The organism is Saccharothrix stipae (assembly GCF_054781895.1).
Map to the genome: position 1 here is coordinate 186,502 of NZ_BAAGTN010000031.1, position 17,155 is coordinate 203,656.

General features: G+C 70.6%; 18 protein-coding genes. 13 read left to right on the top strand and 5 right to left on the bottom strand.

Annotated features, from left to right (window positions below; genetic code table 11):
- The first annotated feature begins 26 nt into the window (after window positions 1-26).
- Entirely contained in the window at window positions 27-944 is a 918-nt protein-coding gene (locus ACYVLT_RS39235; protein WP_461125228.1) for a helix-turn-helix transcriptional regulator, read from the top strand.
- A gap of 27 nt (window positions 945-971) precedes the next feature.
- Here the strand turns inward: ACYVLT_RS39235 and ACYVLT_RS39240 are convergent, their stop codons facing one another.
- Window positions 972-1,517, bottom strand: coding sequence for a hypothetical protein (locus ACYVLT_RS39240; protein ID WP_461125229.1), 546 nt, complete (start codon window positions 1,515-1,517; stop codon window positions 972-974).
- An 81-nt stretch (window positions 1,518-1,598) separates the two neighbouring features.
- Between ACYVLT_RS39240 and ACYVLT_RS39245 the strand changes: the two genes are divergently transcribed.
- The 6 genes from ACYVLT_RS39245 (at window position 1,599) to ACYVLT_RS39270 (ending at window position 7,931) form a co-directional block, all read left to right on the top strand.
- Window positions 1,599-2,141 carry an enoyl-CoA hydratase/isomerase family protein gene (locus tag ACYVLT_RS39245; protein WP_461125230.1) on the top strand — a complete coding sequence of 181 codons (543 nt, stop codon included), beginning with the start codon at window positions 1,599-1,601 and terminating at the stop codon, window positions 2,139-2,141.
- A complete protein-coding gene (locus ACYVLT_RS39250; protein ID WP_360449415.1) occupies window positions 2,138-3,139 on the top strand; it encodes a LacI family DNA-binding transcriptional regulator in 1,002 nt (333 codons plus the stop codon). Before ACYVLT_RS39245 ends, ACYVLT_RS39250 begins: the two co-directional genes overlap by 4 nt.
- A 186-nt stretch (window positions 3,140-3,325) precedes the next feature.
- On the top strand, window positions 3,326-4,681 hold the full coding sequence (locus ACYVLT_RS39255; protein WP_461125231.1) for an ABC transporter substrate-binding protein: 1,356 nt from the start codon (window positions 3,326-3,328) through the stop codon (window positions 4,679-4,681).
- On the top strand, window positions 4,681-5,550 hold the full coding sequence (locus ACYVLT_RS39260; RefSeq protein WP_461125232.1) for a carbohydrate ABC transporter permease: 870 nt from the start codon (window positions 4,681-4,683) through the stop codon (window positions 5,548-5,550). Before ACYVLT_RS39255 ends, ACYVLT_RS39260 begins: the two co-directional genes overlap by 1 nt.
- Window positions 5,547-6,386 (top strand): carbohydrate ABC transporter permease, encoded by an 840-nt coding sequence (locus ACYVLT_RS39265; RefSeq protein WP_461125233.1) that lies wholly within the window; start codon window positions 5,547-5,549, stop codon window positions 6,384-6,386. Before ACYVLT_RS39260 ends, ACYVLT_RS39265 begins: the two co-directional genes overlap by 4 nt.
- Before the next feature lie 24 nt (window positions 6,387-6,410).
- A complete protein-coding gene (locus ACYVLT_RS39270) occupies window positions 6,411-7,931 on the top strand; it encodes a glycoside hydrolase family 13 protein (protein ID WP_461125234.1) in 1,521 nt (506 codons plus the stop codon).
- Here ACYVLT_RS39270 and ACYVLT_RS39275 read toward each other — a convergent pair.
- Complete coding sequence (locus ACYVLT_RS39275) at window positions 7,915-8,427, bottom strand: MarR family winged helix-turn-helix transcriptional regulator (protein WP_461125235.1); 513 nt, start codon at window positions 8,425-8,427, stop codon at window positions 7,915-7,917. The two genes, ACYVLT_RS39270 and ACYVLT_RS39275, sit on opposite strands and share 17 nt — an antisense overlap.
- Window positions 8,428-8,535: 108 nt before the next feature.
- Between ACYVLT_RS39275 and ACYVLT_RS39280 the strand changes: the two genes are divergently transcribed.
- The 6 genes from ACYVLT_RS39280 to ACYVLT_RS39305 all read left to right on the top strand — a co-directional run bounded on the left by ACYVLT_RS39280 (window position 8,536) and on the right by ACYVLT_RS39305 (window position 14,952).
- Window positions 8,536-9,600 (top strand): alkene reductase, encoded by a 1,065-nt coding sequence (locus ACYVLT_RS39280; RefSeq protein ID WP_461125236.1) that lies wholly within the window; start codon window positions 8,536-8,538, stop codon window positions 9,598-9,600.
- Window positions 9,601-9,996: 396 nt separating this feature from the next.
- A complete protein-coding gene (locus ACYVLT_RS39285; protein WP_461125237.1) occupies window positions 9,997-10,758 on the top strand; it encodes a DeoR/GlpR family DNA-binding transcription regulator in 762 nt (253 codons plus the stop codon).
- A gap of 73 nt (window positions 10,759-10,831) precedes the next feature.
- Window positions 10,832-12,175, top strand: coding sequence for an ABC transporter substrate-binding protein (locus ACYVLT_RS39290; protein WP_461125238.1), 1,344 nt, complete (start codon window positions 10,832-10,834; stop codon window positions 12,173-12,175).
- A 31-nt stretch (window positions 12,176-12,206) separates the two neighbouring features.
- The gene (locus ACYVLT_RS39295) at window positions 12,207-13,169 is read left to right on the top strand and encodes a carbohydrate ABC transporter permease (protein WP_461125239.1); all 963 of its coding nucleotides are present in this window, start codon (window positions 12,207-12,209) and stop codon (window positions 13,167-13,169) included.
- On the top strand, window positions 13,166-13,966 hold the full coding sequence (locus tag ACYVLT_RS39300; RefSeq protein WP_461125240.1) for a carbohydrate ABC transporter permease: 801 nt from the start codon (window positions 13,166-13,168) through the stop codon (window positions 13,964-13,966). Before ACYVLT_RS39295 ends, ACYVLT_RS39300 begins: the two co-directional genes overlap by 4 nt.
- Window positions 13,963-14,952: a zinc-dependent alcohol dehydrogenase family protein gene (locus tag ACYVLT_RS39305; RefSeq protein ID WP_461125241.1), complete on the top strand. Its 990-nt coding sequence runs from the start codon at window positions 13,963-13,965 to the stop codon at window positions 14,950-14,952. Before ACYVLT_RS39300 ends, ACYVLT_RS39305 begins: the two co-directional genes overlap by 4 nt.
- Before the next feature lie 51 nt (window positions 14,953-15,003).
- Here the strand turns inward: ACYVLT_RS39305 and ACYVLT_RS39310 are convergent, their stop codons facing one another.
- The 3 genes from ACYVLT_RS39310 to ACYVLT_RS39320 all read right to left on the bottom strand — a co-directional run bounded on the left by ACYVLT_RS39310 (window position 15,004) and on the right by ACYVLT_RS39320 (window position 17,123).
- Window positions 15,004-15,648, bottom strand: coding sequence for an LPXTG cell wall anchor domain-containing protein (locus ACYVLT_RS39310; RefSeq protein ID WP_461125242.1), 645 nt, complete (start codon window positions 15,646-15,648; stop codon window positions 15,004-15,006).
- A 105-nt stretch (window positions 15,649-15,753) separates the two neighbouring features.
- The gene (locus ACYVLT_RS39315; RefSeq protein WP_461125243.1) at window positions 15,754-16,419 is read right to left on the bottom strand and encodes an LPXTG cell wall anchor domain-containing protein; all 666 of its coding nucleotides are present in this window, start codon (window positions 16,417-16,419) and stop codon (window positions 15,754-15,756) included.
- A gap of 155 nt (window positions 16,420-16,574) precedes the next feature.
- Window positions 16,575-17,123: a snapalysin family zinc-dependent metalloprotease gene (locus ACYVLT_RS39320; protein ID WP_461125244.1), complete on the bottom strand. Its 549-nt coding sequence runs from the start codon at window positions 17,121-17,123 to the stop codon at window positions 16,575-16,577.
- Window positions 17,124-17,155: the final 32 nt, after the last annotated feature.

The following is a 17,155-nucleotide window of genomic DNA, read 5'->3' on the forward strand; positions in this document are numbered from 1 at the left end:
TCGGGGGTATCGGGGACAATGCGGTGGTGTTCGAACACCTGGGTGCCTCCGCCGAGCAGGCGCGCGTCTACGAGCGATTGGTCCGCACGGGCTCGTGCACCGCGAGGGAGGCCGGCGCGTCACCCGACGTGCTCGACGAGCTGGTGCGGCTGGGCGTGGTGCGGCGCCTGGGCGACGACGTGTGGCAGGCCGTGCCGCCCGACCTGGCGGTGGAGGTGCTGATCGCCGCGCGCGAGGACGGGCACCGGCGGGCGCGGGCGTCCGCGGCCCCGCTGATGGAGGTCTACCTGCGCAACCGCGCCGAGCAGCACCACGACACGTCGATGGTCGAGGTGGTCAACGGCGCCGGCGCGGTGCGGGACGTGTGGCAGGCGCTGCTGGCCGGTGCGCGGTCCGAGGTGTGCGTGCTCGACCAGCCGCCGTACCTGTCGCCGGTGGAGGAGCACACCGCGATGGAGGTCGACACCCGTCGGCGGCACGTCCAGTGGCGGGTCATCTACGACCGGTCGAGCGTGGAGCTGCCGGGACGGCCGGCGGAGATCGGTGAGCTGGTCGCGTCGGGGGAGCGGGCCAGGGTCACGCCGACGCTGACGTTCAAGCTGGGCGTGGTGGACGCGCGGGTGGCCGTGCTGCCGGTGGCCGTGCGCGGCTTGGTGGACCAGGTGCTGCTGATCCGCCCGTCACCGCTGCTGGACGTGCTGGTGTCGATGTTCGAGCTGTACTGGGACAACGCGATCCCGTTCAGCCCGCACGGGTCCGGGGGCGAGGTCGACACGCGGTTGCCGGCGCTGCTCGCGGCGGGGTTGACCGACGAGAGCATCGCCCGCCACCTCGGCCTGGGCCCGCGCACCGTGCAGCGGCGGGTGCGGCAGCTGATGGACCGGTGCGGCGCGCGGACGAGGTTCCAGGCCGGCGTGCAAGCGATGCGCAAGGGCTGGTTGTAGCCGACGGCCGGCGACCACCGGCGGCGATCAGGCGCAGTTCTCCGCTTGGGCGGCGGCGGCGCGGAAGTCGTCCGGCAGGGAGACCACGGCCATCTTCTCCACGGCCTCGTTCATCACCGTGACGGCCTCGGTCATGTCCTGGATCACGGCGGAGAAGGTGTCGACGGTCATCTCCGGTGCGGCGTCGACGCTCGCCTTGGCCTTGACGAACTTGTCCCTCGCCCTGGTCAGCGGCTCGCTGATGACCTCGACCGCGGTGTCGGCGGCGGGCGAGGGTGCGGGGGTCAGGCCGTCGAGGTCGTGCAGCACGACGTTGAGCACGTCGACCACGCGACCGAGGGAGTCGCTGACGGACTTCTTCGCCGCGGCCGGGTCGGTCTGCGTCTCGTCGAGCTGCACCCCGCCTGAGGCGACCATGTACTTCGCCACGCCGCAGAAGTTGTTCAACCAGCGCACGACCTCGGGCTCCGCCGCGGCGACCGACGACGTCGGGCCGGGCGTCGGCTGCCCCGCCACCGGCACCGCGCACCCGGTCAGGCCGACCAACGCCACCGCCACCCACCACCGCTTCACAGGGGATTTGTACCCCGCCGTCACTCGATAGGGGGGCGGAACATGACAAACGGGGTAACCCTCGGCCACGATTACCGCCTCATGACCGTCTCACTCGACAGCTGCGACGGGATCGCGGTCATCCGGATCGACGAGCCGTCGGACACCGTCCTGCCCGCGGTGCGAGCGCTGCTGCCCGCGGTGGCCGACGCACGCGCCGTCGTGCTCCTGGTCGGACCGCACCTGTGCGCCGTCGACATCAAACGGCTGGTCCGGGTGTCGACGGCGCAGCGCGAGGCGTTCGCGGCGGCGGTGCGGGGCGTGCGCGACGAGGTGGCGAACCTGCCCGTGCCGGTGGTCGCGGCGATCGACGGCAGCCCGTTCGGCGAGGCGGCGGAGTTGGCGATGGCGTGCGACCGCCGGGTGTTGGCCGCGAACGGCGGGCTCGGATGGGTGACAGACGGGCGGGTGACCGGCGGTCGGGTGCTGGTGGCACGCCGAGTGACCGCTGACGAGGCGTTGCGCACCGGGCTCGTGGACCGGGTCGTGCCGCCGGCCGCGGTGGTGCCGACCGCCGTCCAGCTCGCAAACGAGTGCAAATCAACGCAAGCGGAACGTAAGTCCTGCCGTATAGTTGCTCCATGACGCAACGGCGGTTGGCCGAGGTGGCCGCGAAGGTCGGGGTGAGCGAGGCGACGGTCAGCCGGGTGCTGAACGGCAAGCCCGGGGTGTCCGACGCGACGCGGTCGGCCGTGCTCACCGCGCTGGACGTGCTCGGGTACGAACGGCCGACGCAGCTGCGCGGCGAACGGGCCCGGCTGGTCGGGCTGGTGCTGCCGGAGCTGCAGAACCCGATCTTCCCGGCGTTCGCCGACGTGGTCGGCAACGCCCTGGCCCAGCGCGGCTTCACGCCGGTGCTGTGCACCCGCACGGCCGGCGGCGTGACCGAGGCGGACTACCTGGAGCTGCTGTTCGAGCAGCACGTGTCCGGGGTCGTGTTCGCCGGCGGGCAGTACGCCCAGGCGGACGCCTCGCACGACCACTACCGGCAGATGACGCGGCGCAAGCTGCCCGCGGTGCTGGTCAACGCCGCCATCGACGACCTCGGCTTCCCCCGCGTGTCGTGCGACGACGCGGTGGCCGTGGAGCAGGCGTTCGGCCACCTGGTGGCGTTGGGGCACGTGCGGATCGGCGCGGTGCTCGGGCCGTCGGACCACATGCCCTCGCGGCGCAAGCTCACCGCGTTGACCTCGTGCGCGGCGGCCGCGGGCGTGGAGCTGTTCGAGGAGCACGCGATGTTCTCGCTGGAGGGCGGGCAGGCCGCGGCCACCCGCCTGTTGCACCGCGGCGTCACGGCGGTCGTCTGCGCGTCGGACCCGTTGGCGTTGGGCGCGGTGCGCGCCGTGCGGCGGCACGGCCTGAAGGTGCCGCACGACGTCTCGGTCGTCGGCTACGACGACTCGCCGCTCATGACGTGCACCGAGCCGCCGTTGACCACGGTCCGCCAGCCGATCGAGGCCATGGGCCGCGCCGCGGTCGAGCTGCTGGCGAACCAGATCGCGGGCACCCCCGTCCCGGACGAGGAACTGCTCTTCGAGCCGGAGCTGGTCGTCCGCTCCTCCACCGCGCCCGCTCCGCGCTAGTCCGCACTCCTCGGCTGCCGTCCACCGTTCGGTGGGCGGCAGCTTTCGCCTGCGTGGATTCGGGTCGTGCCCGCGGAGCTTACAAACTGATGTCGACAAGTTGCGAGGTTTAGTAGACATCTTGCGCACCCGTGGTGGGGCGACTTACCGTGTGCGCCACACCACAGCCGAGGAGGGTCCGCCCCCATGAACTCATTCAGCCTCCGCAGAGCGGCGGGGTTGCTGCTGGCAGGCAGCCTGAGCCTGACCGCCGTCGCGTGCTCGCAGGCCGACGACGGCGCCGCCCCCGGCGGCAAGGTCACGATCTCGGTCAACGGCCAGCCGCCGCAGACCCAGGCGTTCGAGCGCAAGATCTTCGACGAGGACGTGGCCGAGTTCGAGGCCGCCAACCCCGACGTCGACATCGAGCCGCACGAGGGGTTCATGGACCCCAAGACGTTCTCCGCGAAGCTCGCCGGCGGTCAGCTGGAGGACGTCTTCTACGCCTACTTCACCGACCCGGCGAACCTCATCGCCCGCAGGCAGGCCGCGGACATCACCGAGCACGTCAAGGACGTGCCGCACTACGACGCCATCCGGCCGGAGCTGCGTGACGTCTTCAGCAAGGACGGCAAGGTCTACGGCGTGCCCACGGCCAACTACTCGATGGGCCTGCTCTACAACCGCGCGCTGTTCACCCAGGCGGGCCTGAATCCGGACCAGCCGCCGAAGACGTGGGCCGAGGTCCGCGAGGCGGCCAGGAAGATCGCCGCGCTGGGCGACGGCAAGGTCGGCTTCGCCGAGTACAGCAAGAACAACCAGGGCGGCTGGCACTTCACCGCGTGGATGTACTCCGTCGGCGGGCAGGTCGCCCGCCAGGACGGCGACAAGTGGGTCGCGGACTTCAACAACGACAAGGGCCGCGAGGCGCTGCAGCACCTCAAGGACATGCGCTGGACCGACAACACGATGGGCGAGAAGCAGCTGCTCGTCATCGAGGACGTCCAGCAGATGATGGGCGCGGGCCAGCTCGGCATGTACCTGGCCGCGCCGGACAACGTGCCGACCCTGGTCAACCAGTTCAAGGGCGACTACGCGAACTACGGCCTGACCGGCATCCCCGACGGCGAGGGCACCCTCATCGGCGGCGAGGGCTACATGATCAACCCGAAGGCCACGCCGGAGAAGATCAAGGCGGGCTTGAGGTGGATCCAGTGGAAGTACCTCAACCCGGACCGGTTCGAGAAGAACCTCAAGCGGTACAAGGAACAGGGCCAGCCGATCGGCCTGCCCGTGCCCCCGGTCGCCGACCTCTGGACCGGTGACATCGCGGCCAGGCAGTCCGAGCTGAAGGAAGAACTGGCCACGGTGCCGGTCGCCAACTTCCAGTCCTACGTGGACGCCACGCCGAAGGGGCGGATCGAGCCGCCGAACGCCCAGCAGGTGTACGCGATCCTCGACAACGTCATGCAGGCCGTGCTCACCGACCGCGACGCGGACGTCAGCCGGCTCCTGGCCGACGCGGAAGCCAAGGTGAACCCCGTCCTGGCCCAGGTCAAGTGATGCGCCGCCGCGTCGCGGAGAACCTGACCGCGTACGGGTTCCTGTCCGCCGCGCTGATCTGCTTCGCGGTGTTCTCCTGGTACCCCATCGCGCGTGGGGCCGTGCTGGGCTTCCAGCAGGTCGACTTCGTCACCGACCCCACGTGGGTCGGCTGGGAGAACTTCGAACGCCTCTTCGCCGACCCCCTGTTCGCCACGGCGTGGCGCAACACCCTGCTGTTCACCGCGTTGGCGCTGGTGTTCGGCTTCGTGGTCCCGTTCCTGCTCGCGGTCGTGCTCAACGAGCTGCGGCACTTCAAGGCGTACTTCCGGCTCGTGGTGTACCTGCCCGTGATGCTGCCGCCGGTGGTGGCGGCGCTGATCTGGAAGTGGATGTACGACCCCGGTCCGGGCCTGCTCAACACCGCGTTGCGCGGGCTCGGGCTGGCGGGGGCGCCGTGGCTGGACAGCTCCGACACCTCGATGTTGTCGCTGGTGATCGTGTCGACCTGGGCCAACCTGGGCACCGCCACGTTGATCTACCTGGCCGCGTTGCAGGGCATCTCGGGCGATTTGTACGAGGCGGCGGAGTTGGACGGCGCGGGCGTGCTGCGCAGGCTGTGGCACGTCACCGTCCCGCAGACCCGGTTCGTGCTGCTGGTGCTGCTGCTGTTGCAGGTCGTGGCGACCATGCAGGTGTTCACCGAACCGTACGTGATGACCGGCGGCGGTCCGGAGGACTCCACGGTCACCGTGCTGCTCCTGCTGTACCGGTACGCCTTCTACTACAACGACTTCGGCACCGCGAGTGCCCTGAGCCTGTTGCTGCTGCTGGTGCTCGGCGCGTTCACCGCGCTGTACCTGCGGGTGACGCGGAAGGCGGACGCGTGAGGACGTTGATCGCGCCGGGACGGGCCGGTGTCGGCTACAAGGTCGCGCTCGTGCTCACCACCGTCGTGCTCACCGCGGTCTTCGTGGTGCCTCTGGTGTGGGTGGTGCTGTCGGCCATGAAACCGGCGGCGGAGCTGGCGCGCGTGCCGCCGACGATCCTGCCGCGGACGTGGACGCCGGGCACGTACGCCGAGGCGTGGGACCTGATGGACCTCGGTCGGTACTTCCTCAACACGATCGTCGTGGCGGTGGGCGTGTGGGCGGTGCAGCTCGCGGTGGACGTGCCCGCGGCGTACGCGCTGTCGCGGCTCAGACCCGTGCTGGGCAAGGGGATCCTCGGCATGATGCTGCTGACCCTGATGATGCCCGCCGCGGTGCTGCTGGTGCCCACCTACCTGACCATCGCCGACCTCGGGTTGCTCAACAACCCGGTGGCGCTGTGGCTGTTGGGCGCGGCGAACGCGTTCACGGTGTTCCTGCTCAAGCGGTTCTTCGACCAGCTGCCGGTCGAGGTGCTGGAGGCGGCGCGGATCGACGGCGCCGGTCAGCTCACCATGCTGTGGCGGATCGTGCTGCCGCTGTCCCGGCCGATCCTGGCGGTGGTGTCCATCTTCGCGGTCGTGGCCGCGTGGAAGGACTTCATCTGGCCGCTGCTGGTGTTCTCCGACCCGGCGCGGCAGACGCTCAGCGTCGCGTTGCAGCGCTTCGCCCCCGACACACCGGTCAACCTGCTGCTGGCCGGTCTGGTGCTGTCCAGCGTGCCCGTGATCGGCCTGTTCCTGGTGTTCCAGCGGCACGTCCTGGCGGGGCTCACCGCCGGCAGCGTGAAGGGCTGACGCCACAACCGAGGGAGGATCCACATGAACTGGTGGCGCGGTGCGGCCATCTACCAGGTGTACCCGCGCAGCTTCGCCGACGGCAACGGCGACGGGATCGGGGACCTGGCGGGACTTCGCCAGAAGCTCCCCTACCTCGCCGAGTTGGGTGTGGACGCGATCTGGCTCAGCCCCTGGTACCCGTCGCCGCTGGCGGACGGCGGCTACGACGTCGCCGACTACCGCGACATCGAGCCGGTGTTCGGCACGCTCGTGGAGGCGGAGAAGCTGATCGGCGAGGCGCACGCGGTCGGCCTGCGGGTGATCATCGACATCGTGCCCAACCACTGCTCCGACCGGCACCCCTGGTTCCAGGAGGCGTTGGCCGGCCACGGGCGCGACCGGTTCTGGTTCCACGAGGGCGACGAGCCGCCGAACGACTGGCAGTCGCGGTTCGGCGGACCCGCGTGGAGCCAGGCCCCGGACGGCTCGTGGTACCTGCACCTGTACAGCCCCGAGCAGCCGGACCTGAACTGGACCAACCCGCGGGTGCGGGCCGAGTTCGAGTCGATCCTGCGGTTCTGGCTGGACCGGGGCGTGGACGGGTTCCGCATCGACGTCGCCGACGGCCTCGTCAAGGACTTCGCCAAGCCGGACGCCGAGCTGCCGTACTCCGACCAGGACGGCGTGCACGACATCTACCGGTCCTGGCGGGAGGTGCTGGACGAGTACCCGGACGAGCGGGTGTTCGTCGGCGAGATGTGGTTGCCCGACCCGGAGCGGTTCGCCCGCTACCTGCGCGCGGACGAGCTGCACTCGGCGTTCAACTTCGACTTCCTGTGCTGCCCGTGGGAGCCCGGCGAGCTGCGGCGGGTCATCGACGGCACGCTCGCCGCGCACGCACCGGTCGGCGCGCCGCCCACGTGGGTGCTGTCCAACCACGACGTGACGCGGCACGTGTCGCGGATGGGGCGGGAGGACACGTCGTTCGACTTCGGCCGGCGGCAGCACCTCACGCCGACGGACCTGGAGCTGGGCGCGAAGCGGGCCCGTGCGGCGATCATGCTGACCACCGCGCTGCCCGGCTGCGTGTACGTCTACCAGGGGGAGGAGCTGGGGCTGGAGGAGGTCGACGACCTGCCCGACGAGCTGCGCGAGGACCCGGTGTGGGTGCGTTCCGGCCACACCGACCGGGGACGCGACGGGTGCCGGGTGCCGATCCCGTGGGGTGACGACGGGCCGTCGTGGTTGCCGCGGCCGGCGCACTGGCGTTCGCTGTCGGTGGCCGCGCAGACCGGTGACCCGGACTCGATGCTCGCGCACTACCGCACCGTGCTGCAGCTGCGGCGGTCGGAGCGGTCGTTGGGCGACGGCCCGATGGAGTGGCTGGACCTGGGGCCGGACGTGATCGCGTTCCGCCGCGGTGACGACTTCGCCTGCGTGCTCAACCTGTCCGCGCGGCCCGTCGCCCTGCCCGCGCACGATGCCGTGCTGCTGACCAGCGGGCCCTTGGTCGACGGCGCCGTGCCGCCGGACACCGCGGCCTGGATCAGGCAGGCCCGGTAGCGCCGTCGGGCGGTGCGTACCGGTTCGTCCGGACCGCCAGGTTGCACTCCAGCAGGCCGAGCACCCTCATGGTCTCGGCCTGCTGGTCCTCGTCCATGTCCCCGAGCGTGGCCTCCTCCAGCTCACGCCACATGCGCTCGACCTCGTGGCGCAGCGCCTGGCTGGCGGCGGTCGGCTCGACCAGCACGGCACGGCCGTCGGTCGGGTCGGGCGAGCGGCGCACGAAGCCCGCGCGTTCCAGGCGCTGCACGGTCCTGGTCATGGTCGGCGAGTCCGTGCCGAGCACGCCGCACAGGTCGGCCAGCCGCTGGGGGCCGCAGTCCCAGAGGTGCATCATCACCAGTTCCTGCCCGGGGTGCAGACCTGCCTGCCTGAGCAGCTGTGCGGCCAGCAGGCGGTGCAGCCGGGCGATGCGGAAGATCGTGTGGCTGACCCGACCGTGCTCGGCGGTCTGGGGAACCGGCAGTGACGTGGGGTTTTGTCGAGTCGTGGCCATGGTTCCAGTCTAGCTGCCCGGCATCGTGAGCGCGGTCACATCGGCAGGTTGGAATGAACTCGGGCCAGATAGCTGTTCGAACAGGTAAACAGCCATCTGGAGGAAGTCATGAGCACCGCCTTCGAGCCGTTGGACCTGGCCGGCACCAAGCTGCCCAACCGGATCGTGATGTCGCCGATGACCCGCAGCCGTGCGTACGGCACGGTGCCGACGCCCGCCATGGCCGAGTACTACCGCCAGCGGGCCGGTGCCGGGCTGATCATCACCGAGGGCACGCAGCCGTCTGTCGTGGGCCAGGGCTACCCGCACACGCCGGGCCTGCACAGCGACGAGCAGGTCGAGGCCTGGCGCGGTGTCACGGACGCGGTGCACGCCGAGGGCGGGCGGATCTTCGCGCAGCTCATGCACACCGGCCGGGTCGGGCACCCCACCCTGCTGCCCGACGGGTTGCAGCCGGTGGGCGCGTCCGCGGTGCGCGCGCAGGGCAAGGTCTTCACGGGTGAGGGGATGGAGGACTTCGTCACGCCGGTGGAGCTGAGCCCGGCGGACATCGAGGCCACCATCGCCGACTTCGCCACCGCCGCGCGCAACGCGGTCGACGCCGGGTTCGACGGGATCGAGCTGCACGGCGCCAACGGCTACCTGCTGCACCAGTTCCTCGCCGACAACACCAACCTGCGCACCGACGAGTGGGGCGGCTCGGTGGACAACCGCATCCGGTTCGTGGTCGAGGTCGTGCGGGCGACGGCCGAGGCGATCGGCGCGCACCGCGTCGGCCTGCGGATCTCCCCGGCCAACCCGTACAACGACATCGCCGAGGAGTCCCACCACGAGCTCTACCCGACCCTGGTGGACGCGATCGACCCGGTCGGCCTGGCGTACCTGCACATCGGCGAGGTCGGCCCGCGGTCGTTGACGCTGCGGCTGCGCGAGCGCTTCTCCGGCACGCTGATCCTGAACCCGTTCACGCCCGACGGCGTCACCGGCCCCGAGCACCTGGAACTGCTGGACGACGGCACCGCGGACGCGTTGAGCTTCGGCTCGATGTTCCTGGCGAACCCGGACCTGCCCACCCGGCTGTCCACCGGCGGCCCGTTCAACACCCCGGACCGTGCCACGTTCTACGGCGGCACCGAGAAGGGCTACACCGACTACCCGGCCCTCACCGGCTGACCCGAGCGTTGAACTCGGGGTACCTGAACGTAGGACACGCGCGTTCCGAACGTAGGACACGCGCGGCGCGAACGTAGGACTCTCGCGCGTGTCCTACGTTCAGGTCAGGCGTGTCCTACGTTCGGAACACCCGAGTTGAACGTTCAGAACGGCGAAACGGCCCCCCGAGTCACGCGACTCGGGGGCCGTTTCGTGTGCATGAGCGAGTGCGATCGGGCAGCGATCAGGGGTGGTTCGGGCACGTTCGGGACCGGGCGTGTGCGTTCGGTCAGGGGAAGCGGGCGGAAGTCGGGCATCGGTTGGCCGGCTGTGGTGGTGGCCACACCAATTGCGCGGTGTTAGACCTTAAGCGCGGCCCGAACGGGCAGTGGTGGTCCGAGTGGGCAGGGAGGCGATGTGCGGGCGGACGAGCGCAAGCGTCGCATCCTGGCCAGGGCTCGGGCGGACGGCCGGGTCGACGTGGCCGAGATCGCGGCCGAGTTGGAGGTCGCGCCGGAGACCGTGCGGCGTGACCTTCGCCTGCTGGACGAGCACGGCCTGGTCCACCGCACGCACGGTGGCGCGTTCCCGGTGGAGAGCGCCGGGTACGAGACCGGGTTGAAGTTCCGGTCCGCCTCGATGGTGCCGGAGAAGCGGCGGATCGCCCGCGCCGCGGCCGACCGGCTCGGTGACGCGGAGACGGTGTTCATCGACGAGGGCTACACGCCCCAGCTCGTCGCCGAGTCCCTGCCCGTCGGCCGGCCGCTGACCGTGATCACGGCGTCGTTGCCGACCGCCGCCGTGCTGTCCGAGGTGCCGTCCGCGACCGTGCTGCTGCTCGGCGGTCGGGTGCGTGGCCGGACGCTCGCGACGGTGGATCACTGGGCCACCCGGATGCTGTCGGAGATGGTGATCGACCTGGCCTACATCGGGGCGAACGGCATCTCCCGCGAGTACGGCCTCACCACGCCCGACCCGGCGGTGGGCGCGGTCAAGGCGCAGGCCCTGGCCTCGGCCCGCAGGCGGATCTTCGTCGGCGTGCACACGAAGTTCGGCGTGGCGAGCTTCCACCGGTTCGGTGGCATCGCCGACCTCGAAGCGGTCGTCACCGACTCCGTGCTGCCCGCGGGCGAGGCGCACCGCTACGCCCTGCTCGGACCCAAGGTGGTCCGGACCTAACCGCACACCTGCCAACCCGAAGGCCCCGACGCACCAGGGGTCTGGTTCCGCTCGCGCGTAGGAAGGCAAGACGATGAAGTCATTGCGGTATGGCGGCCTGCTGGCCGCGGTGCTCCTGGCCACGACCGCGTGCGCCGGCGCGGGAGGCGGGGGCGGCGGCGCCGGGAACTCGGTCAACGTCCTGATGGTGAACAACCCGCAGATGCAGGACCTGCAGAAGCTCACCGCGGCCCACTTCACCAAGGACACCGGCATCACGGTCAACTTCACCGTGCTGCCCGAGAACGACGTCCGCGACAAGATCAGCCAGGACTTCTCCAGCCAGGCCGGCCAGTACGACGTGGCCACGATCAGCAACTACGAGACGCCGATCTACGCCGGGAACGGCTGGCTCACCCCGCTGGACGACCACGTCGCCGAGGACACCGGTTTCGACCAGGACGACGTGCTCGACCCGATCCGCCAGTCGCTGACCGCCGCCGACGGCAAGGTGTACGCCCAGCCGTTCTACGGCGAGTCGTCGTTCCTCATGTACCGCAAGGACGTGCTGGACGCCAAGGGCCTGACCATGCCGGACAGGCCGACGTGGCCGCAGGTCGCCGAGATCGCGGCGCAGGTCGACGGCGCACGGCCCGGCATGAAGGGCATCTGCCTGCGCGGCCAGCCCGGCTGGGGCCAGCTGATGGCGCCGCTGACCACGGTGGTCAACACGTTCGGCGGCACGTGGTTCACCGAGGACTGGCAGGCCCGGCTGAACGCGCCGGAGTTCAAGGAGGCCACGCAGTTCTACGTGGACCTCGTCCGCGCGCACGGCGAGGCGGGCGCGCCGCAGGCCGGGTTCGCCGAGTGCCTGAACAACATGACCCAGGGCAAGGTCGCCATGTGGTACGACGCCACGGTCGCGGCCGGTCTGCTGGAGGCCGACGACTCGCCGGTGAAGGGCAAGCTGGGCTTCGCCCAGGCGCCGGTGGTCAAGACGGAGAGCTCGGCGTGGCTGTACACGTGGGCGTTCGGGATCCAGAAGGCGAGCAAGAAGGCCGACAACGCGTGGAAGTTCGTGTCCTGGGCGTCCGGCAAGGGCTACGAGGAGCTGGTCGGCAAGACGCTGGGCTGGTCCAAGCTGCCCGACGGCAAGCGGAAGTCGACCTACCAGCGGCCCGAGTACCTGGCCGCGGGCGGCTCGTTCGCCGAGCAGGCGGAGGCGGCCATCGCGGGCGCCCGGCCCACCGACCCGGGTGTGCAGGCACGGCCCGCGAGCGGCATCCAGTTCGTCGGCATCCCGGAGTTCACCGACCTGGGCACGCAGGTGTCGCAGAAGATCAGCGCGGCCATCGCCGGCGCCACCACGGTGGACGCCGCGCTGGCGGAGAGCCAGGCGTTGGCCGAGGTGGTCGCCAAGAAGTACCGGGGCAACTGATGGGCAACCCCACCCCCCTCGGGAGCACCCGGTGACCGCGGTGCGGGAGGCGCCGGTCAGGCCCCCGGCGCGGGCCGCACGGTTGTCGGCGGCGGCGCGCTGGGCACGGCGCGCCCCGCTCCTGCCGGCCCTCGTCTTCACCATCGTGGTCACCCAGCTGCCGTTCGTCGCCACGTTGGTGATCTCGCTGCTGCGGTGGAACTCCCTGGACCCGGCCAACCGGGGGTTCGCGGGCATCGACAACTACACCGCCGTGTTCACCGACCCGGACCTGCGCGGCGCCATCGGCACCACGGTCGTGCTCACCGCCACCGTGGTGCTGGTCAGCCTGGCCCTCGGGCTGGGGCTGGCGCTGCTGCTGGACCGGGAGTTCGCCGGGCGCGGTGTCGTGCGCACGATGCTCATCGCGCCGTTCCTGGTGGTGCCGGTCGCCGCCGCGCTGCTGTGGAAGCACGCGCTCTACAACCCCGAGTACGGCCTGCTCAACGGTGTGCTGACGTGGTTGTTCGGCGACGGCGCGCCGCAGCCGGAGTGGATCAGCGGCATGCCGCTGCTCGCGGTCGAGGCGTCGCTGGTGTGGCAGTGGACGCCGTTCATGATGCTGATCCTGTTGGCCGGCTTGCAAAGCCGCCCGCAGGACGCGGTCGAGGCCGCGCGCATCGACGGCGCCACGGCGTGGCAGGTCTTCCGCTACCTGACGCTGCCGCACCTGCGGCAGTACCTGGAGCTGGGCGCGCTGCTCGGCTCGATCTACGTGGTGCAGAACTTCGACGCCGTCTTCACCATCACCTCCGGCGGCCTGGGCACGGCGAACCTGCCCTACACCATCTACCAGACCTTCTACCAGGCGCACGACTACGGCCAGGCGTCCGCCGCCGGTGTGGTCGTGGTGGTCGGGTCGATCGTGATCGCCACGTTCGCGTTGCGCGTGGTGTCGTCGCTGCTGAGAGAGGACGGCGGCCGAGCCGTCAATCGGACGGGGGTGCGGGGATGAGGCGGTTGCTCGGCCTGGCCGCGTGGGCCGCGGGCCTGCTGTTCTTCGCGCCGGTGGCGTGGATGGTGCTCACCTCCCTGCACAGCGAGCCGGACGCGGCGACGAACCCGCCGTCCCTGGCCGCGCCCATCACGTTCGACGGCTACGCCGAGTTCTTCGACTCGCAACCGTGGCCGCCGCTGATCAACTCGCTGAGCGCGTCGATCGGCTCGACCCTGCTCGTGCTGCTGCTGGCGATCCCGGCGGCGTACGCGCTCTCGATCAAGAAGGTCGAGAAGTGGTCGGACGTGCTGTTCTTCTTCCTGTCCACCAAGATGCTGCCGGTGGTGGCCGGTCTGCTGCCGATCTACCTGGTCGCGCAGCACACCGGGCTGCTGGACAACATCTCGTTCCTGGTCGTGCTCTACACGTCGATGAACCTGCCGATCGCGGTGTGGCTGATGAGGTCGTTCCTGGCCGAGGTGCCGGGCGAGATCCTGGAGGCCGCCGCGCTGGACGGCGCGGGCCTGGTCACCACGCTGCGCCGGGTGGTCGCGCCGGTCGCCCTGCCCGGCATCGCGGCGACGTCGTTGATCTGCTTCATCTTCAGCTGGAACGAGCTGCTGTTCGCCCGGGTGCTCACCGGCGTGGTCGCGGGCACCGCGCCGGTCCACCTCACCGGGTTCGTCACCAGCCAGGGGTTGTTCCTGGCCAAGGTGTGCGCCGCCGCCGTGGTGGTGTCGCTGCCGGTGCTCGTCGCCGGGTTCGCCGCCCAGGACAAGCTGGTCCAGGGCCTTTCGCTGGGAGCCGTGAAGTGAGAGCAGCCGTGATCACCGGGGTCGGCGCGGTGGAGGTCGCCGAGGTGCCGGACCCGGCGCCCGGCCCGCGCGAGGTCGTCGTGGACGTCGCGGCGTGCGGGCTGTGCGGCACCGACCTGCACATCCTGCAGGGCGAGTTCGCGCCGACGCTGCCGGTCGTGCCGGGGCACGAGTTCGCGGGCGTGGTCGTCGAGGTGGGGTCCGGGGTCACCGAGGTCGTGGTCGGCGACCGGGTCGCGGTGGACCCGTCGCTGTACTGCCACGAGTGCCGGATGTGCCGGTCGGGGCGGAGCAACCTGTGCGAGCGGTGGGCCGCGATCGGCGTCACGACCGGTGGCGGGGCGGCCGAGTACGCGGTGGCGCCGGTGGCGAACTGCGTGCGGCTGCCCGACCACGTGCGCACGGAGGACGCCGCGCTGATCGAGCCGCTGTCGTGCGCGGTGCGCGGGTACGACGTGCTGCGCTCGCGGCTGGCCAGCCGGGTGCTGATCTACGGCTCGGGCACGATGGGCCTGATGATGCTCCAGCTCGGCAAGCTGACCGGCGCGTCGTCCATCGAGGTGGTCGACCTCAACCCGGACCGCCTGGCCACCGCCGCGCGGCTGGGTGTCACGGCCACCGCGACGTCGCCCGACGAGCTGGACCGGCCGCAGGGGTGGGACGTGGTCATCGACGCCACCGGCAACGCCGAGGCCATCCAGGACGGGCTCGGCCGGGTCGCGAAGGGCGGCACGTTCCTGCAGTTCGGCGTCTCCGACTACGCGGCGCGCGTGACCATCGACCCGTACCGCATCTACAACCAGGAGATCACCATCACCGGGTCGATGGCGGTGCTGCACTCGTTCGAACGGGCGGCCGACCTGTTCGCCAACGGTGTGCTCGACCCCGAGGTGTTCATCAGCGACCGCCTGCCGCTGGCGGACTACGCGCCCGCCCTGGCGCGGTTCCGGGCGGGGCAGGGGCGCAAGATCCAAGTGGTGCCGTAGCACGACTCGGCCCCGGTCGCGTGGTCGCGACCGGGGCCGAGTCGGTCGGTGCTAGTCCTTGGCCGCGCGCCGGCGCAGCACGACCAGCAGGGCAGCGCCACCGCCGAGCAGGACGACGCCGATCACCAGCGGGACCGCGATGCTCGCACCCGTGTTGGCCAGCGGGCTCGTGTCACCGACCGGCACCACCGCGACGGTCGTGGTGGTGGTGGTCGGCGCCGGGGCGTCGGTCGTCTCCGACGGGAGTTCGGTCGTGACGCCGGTCGTCGGCGTGCCGACGGTCGTGGTGGTCGTGGTGGTGGTAGTCGTCGTCGTGGTGGTCGTGGTCGTCGGCACGACGCACGCCTCGACGGTCTTCGTCTCCTTGAAGGAGTACTTGGAGTCGTCGTGCGCGGTCACCTCGACCACGAACACGCGCTTGACGTCGCCGCTGGCGGAGTAGGAACCCTCGAAGGTCCGGCCGAAGTCCTTGTTCTCCAACTCGTCCGTGCCGTCAAGGGTGACCTTGACGTGGTTGGACTTCTGCTCGGTGCTCTGGGCGTAGGCCGTGAGCTTCACGCTGAGGCTGGTCTTGCCGTCCTCGCACTTCGCGATGAGCACGGGGGTGTGTGCGGAGGCGGGAACAGCGGCGAAGACAGTCGCGGCGACGGCGGCGACTGCGGCGCCGACCAGGGCACCGACTCTGGCGAACTGCATGTGAAGACTCCTGAGGGAAGGGCTGAGGAGAACCGCGCCACCATATCGGGGGGTTTGTAACAACACGATCCGGGGTTCGGTAACTACTTTCCGTAGATCCGTTACCTAGCGCCGCAGCCTTCGGCGCAACACCACGAGCACCACGACACCGCCGCTGAGCAGCAGCACGCCGAGCACCAGGGGGACGGTCACGTCCGCGCCCGTGTCCGGCAGGTCGCTGTCGTTCGCCGCGGGCACCACGACCGCCTTCGGCCGCGTGGTGGGCCAGTCGAACGTCAACGGCGTGGTGGTGGTCGTGGTCGTCGTGGTGGTGGTCTCCACGGGAGTCGTCGTGACGGTCGTGGTGGTCGTGACGGGGACCGGAGTGGTCGTTGTCGTCGTCGGGACAGTGGTGGTGGTCGTCGGTCTCACGCACGCCGGGACGGTCAGCGTCCTCCTGAACGACCAGCCGCGCTCCCAGCGCGGGTCGTCCCACGCCCACACGGTGACGGTGAAGGCGTGCTCCGCGGTCCCGGGCTTGCTGTAGGACTTGTGGAACGACCCGCCGAACCTCAGGTTGTCGATGATCTGCCCGTTGTCTTCGACGGTGACCGAATTGGGCCGGCGACCGTCGTACCGGGTCAGCCCGACGGTGAGCACGGCGTTGCCGTCCAGGCAGCCCGTCTTGAGCGACGGGGTGTGGGCGGCGGCGGGGACGGCGGCCAGCAGGCCCACCGCCGCGACGACCGCCGCGACGCAGAGGGGTGCCCGGACGGACCGTGCGAACTGCATGGTTGCTCCTGTGAACGGCGGTGGCGCGGCGGGGAACGCATCCCCCTATACGGACGCCACGGACCAAGTGTTCACACCGGAGCTTGGTCAATTCGGGTGACACCGGGCGGTGTGGTGGCCGGGAGTGCGACCGGGCACCACACCGCCCGCCGTCGTCAGCCCTTCGCGTAGACGTCGGTCGTCATCGGCGTCGAGGTGCCGAAGCCGCCCGCGAAGAGCTGGTTCACCCGGTTCGCCTCCTGGGCGTTCGGGTACGGGTTGCGGCAGGACGTGCCCGCGCTGCCGCCCGACATCAGGTACGAGCAGATGCCGTTGTAGGTGTCGGGCAGGCCGAGGCCGTGCCCGATCTCGTGCGCCACGATCCGCAGCGACGAGTGACCCGCCGCGACGTCACGCGAGTCGATGTAGATCGTCGCGCACCCGAGCCCGCAGGGATAGGCCCGGGAACCGCCGCCGGTGGTCGCGTAGATCCGGATGGTGGCGCTGCCGCTGCGGACCATCCGCAGGTTCGGCACCCTGGAGTTCCAGATCTGCGCGGCCTGGTCGGCTTCCGCCGAGTAGCCGGAGGCGCTGTAGTAGACGGTCCTGGCCAGGGCCGACGGCGGCGCGGGAGCTGCCGACGCCGGACCGACCAGGACGGTCGCCACCAGTGCGAGGGTCGTGATCAACGCCCCGAGGACGAGGCGCGGCACCTTTCTGGTCACACGATCTCCTTCGGTGCAGGGTAGGAAGGTTC

Excerpts from the sequence above, each read along its gene's own strand:
- ACYVLT_RS39280 (WP_461125236.1), top strand. The coding sequence starts at position 8,536 with ATGAGCACCGCCTTCGAGCCGTTGGACCTGGCCGGCACCAAGCTGCCC.
- ACYVLT_RS39270 (WP_461125234.1), top strand. The coding sequence starts at position 6,411 with ATGAACTGGTGGCGCGGTGCGGCCATCTACCAGGTGTACCCGCGCAGC.
- ACYVLT_RS39290 (WP_461125238.1), top strand. The coding sequence starts at position 10,832 with ATGAAGTCATTGCGGTATGGCGGCCTGCTGGCCGCGGTGCTCCTGGCC.
- ACYVLT_RS39315 (WP_461125243.1), bottom strand. The coding sequence starts at position 16,419 with ATGCAGTTCGCACGGTCCGTCCGGGCACCCCTCTGCGTCGCGGCGGTC.
- ACYVLT_RS39250 (WP_360449415.1), top strand. The coding sequence starts at position 2,138 with ATGACGCAACGGCGGTTGGCCGAGGTGGCCGCGAAGGTCGGGGTGAGC.
- ACYVLT_RS39260 (WP_461125232.1), top strand. The coding sequence starts at position 4,681 with ATGCGCCGCCGCGTCGCGGAGAACCTGACCGCGTACGGGTTCCTGTCC.
- ACYVLT_RS39300 (WP_461125240.1), top strand. The coding sequence starts at position 13,166 with ATGAGGCGGTTGCTCGGCCTGGCCGCGTGGGCCGCGGGCCTGCTGTTC.
- ACYVLT_RS39310 (WP_461125242.1), bottom strand. The coding sequence starts at position 15,648 with ATGCAGTTCGCCAGAGTCGGTGCCCTGGTCGGCGCCGCAGTCGCCGCC.
- ACYVLT_RS39245 (WP_461125230.1), top strand. The coding sequence starts at position 1,599 with ATGACCGTCTCACTCGACAGCTGCGACGGGATCGCGGTCATCCGGATC.
- ACYVLT_RS39275 (WP_461125235.1), bottom strand. The coding sequence starts at position 8,427 with ATGGCCACGACTCGACAAAACCCCACGTCACTGCCGGTTCCCCAGACC.
- ACYVLT_RS39255 (WP_461125231.1), top strand. The coding sequence starts at position 3,326 with ATGAACTCATTCAGCCTCCGCAGAGCGGCGGGGTTGCTGCTGGCAGGC.